A 2,342-nucleotide genomic window follows, 5' to 3' on the forward strand; every position below is an offset into this window, starting at 1 on the left:
CTTCAAGGGATTTGGAGGCCGGCCGCGCTGAGCCGTCATAGAAGCCGTCAACCTGAGTGAATGCGTTCACCGGCACTGGGGATGCGGCTTGTGCATCAAATGGCGTCCGCGGTCCAGCCGACAGCGCGGGTAACCGCTTGCGCCACCTGGCGAGGCGTCTGCTCCACCCCCACTGGCACGTCGACATCGGCGACCCCGGCTGCCCTCTCTGCCAACCTTCCATGAGACACGCAGCGGTAATCTCATCTGTAGCGAGAGGGCGAGATGTGGATCATGAACGGTGACTTTGACAGTGGCAGACATAGCATCGCAGGACCCGGACCGACCAGGCCCTGACGCCGGCGCAGCGAGGTCTGGACCAAGGTCCGGGCAGCGCACACGCCGGACATTCACGGCGGCTTACAAGGCCCGGATGCTGGCCGAGTACGACCGCCTCGACACCCCCGGCGCGAGGGGCGCTCTCCTGCGGCGGGAAGGCCTCTACCACTCACACATTCAGAACTGGCGTAAGGCCGCCCAGCCCGGCACACAAGCCGCTGGAACGCGTCCTGCCGGGCGGGACCAGCCGGTCCCGGCAGCCGCTGAGTCGCCCGAGATGCGGAAGCTGAAGAAGGAAAATGCCCGCCTTCAAGCAGAACTGGTCAGGAGCCAGGCTGTTACGCAGGCCCTGGGAAAACTTGCCGGTCTCTTGGAGACGCTCTCCGAGGGACCGGACACCGGCAAACCGTAGAGGCCGCTGTCGGGGAGACGTTCGAGCAGATCGCCGCCAACTCCTCGACCAAGACCGCGTGCGCCCTGCTGGGCGTCTCGAGGGCCACGCACTACCGGCGCCAGGCCCCGCCCGTCCTGGGCCCACCCAGGCCGCCCGGGGGCGGCCTGCAGCCGGCGGCCCTGACCGATGCCGAGCGGGCCGAAGTCCTGGCCGCGCTGAACAGTGATCGCTTCGCGGACAAGTCGCCGTCCCAGGCCTGGGCTGTCCTCATCGACGAAGGGTGTTATCTGGCCAGCATTTCCACGTTCTACCGGATCCTGCGCGACGCCGATCAGGTCCGCGAGCGTCGAGCTCAGGCCCGCCATCCAGCCCGGGTGCGGCCCGAGCTCGTGGCCACCGGACCCGACCAGGTCTGGAGCTGGGACATCACGAAACTCAAGACCGCGGTCAAGGGCGTCTACCTCGACCTTTACGTCGTCATCGACATCTACTCCAGGAAAGTCATGAACTGGGAGGTCCACCCCACCGAAACCGGCATCCTCGCGAAAGATTTCATCGACCGCGCGATCACCCTGAACGGCGGGGTCATGCCCCACACCATCCATTCCGACAACGGAACATCCATGACCAGCAAGGACGTCGCCGACCTCCTGGCCGACCTGGGCATCGACCGATCCCTGTCACGACCCCACACCTCAAACGACAACCCCTATAGCGAGGCTGCTTTCAAGACTCTGAAGTACTGCCCAGCGTTCCCTGAGTACTTCACCGGGATCGGTGACGCCCGGGACTTCGCGCACCTGTTCTTCGGCTACTACAACGGCGAGCATCGCCACACCGGCATCGCTCTGCACACGCCCGCCTCCGTGCACGACGGCAGCTGGCGCGACGTCCGCGACCACCGCCAGAAAATCCTCGACCAGGCCTTCCACCTGCACCCCGAACGCTTCCACCGAGGCGGCCCCCAGGCACCTCAACTCCCAGCCCAGGTCTGGATCAACCAGCCACCCTCAACCATCGAGAACGACCAGCCAACTACATAAGCCTCCGGGCCCGGGTGTCTCAAACAGGTTGACAAGTTCCGTGGCGGCGGCAGGCGTCCACAGGTGATCGCGATTGACGGCCGCGGTGGAGCCGGCAAGACGACGCTGGCCGAGCGGTTGCGCCGGTCGGTACCCAACTCGGTGATTGTGCACACTGATGACGTTGCCTGGAACCAGGCCTATTTCGATTGGGGGACGTTGCTGGCCGACAACGTCCTCAAACCCCTGCACCGGGGTGAGGCGGTGGACTTCCGTCCCGCGGCTTGGATCGCTCACGAGCGGCCCGGTTCGATCGTCGTTGAAGCCGGCCAGGACGTTGTCTGGGTGGAGGGCACCGGGGTCATCCGGGAGGAGCTGGCGCCCTGGCTGGACGCCTCGGTGTGGATCCAGGGTGATCTCGATGAACAGGAGAGGCTGCTGGAGGCTCGCGACGGCAATTCCGCCGAGCAGCAGGAGCATGTGGCGAACTGGCTACTGGAGGAGCTGCCGTTCTTACTGCGCGAAAAGCCCTGGTCCCGGGCAACCCTGGTCGTTGCCGGACCGACGCTGATCGATCATGACTCGGAAACCGAGGTTGTCGTGGCCCC

2 protein-coding genes and 1 pseudogene are annotated in these 2,342 nt (G+C 65.5%); all 3 read left to right on the forward strand.

The window, feature by feature from the left end; translation table 11 throughout:
- Nucleotides 1-292: 292 nt before the first annotated feature.
- On the forward strand, nucleotides 293-730 hold the full coding sequence (locus ACIBQZ_RS43165; protein ID WP_396094764.1) for a transposase: 438 nt from the start codon (nucleotides 293-295) through the stop codon (nucleotides 728-730).
- A 26-nt stretch (nucleotides 731-756) separates the two neighbouring features.
- A pseudogene (locus ACIBQZ_RS43170) lies at nucleotides 757-1,755 on the forward strand (IS3 family transposase); the annotation flags it as partial.
- A gap of 63 nt (nucleotides 1,756-1,818) precedes the next feature.
- On the forward strand, nucleotides 1,819-2,342 hold a 524-nt coding region (locus ACIBQZ_RS43175; protein WP_396094763.1), incomplete at its 3' end, for a hypothetical protein.

Source organism: Actinoplanes sp. NPDC049599 (assembly GCF_044465625.1).
Lineage (GTDB): Bacteria > Actinomycetota > Actinomycetes > Mycobacteriales > Micromonosporaceae > Actinoplanes.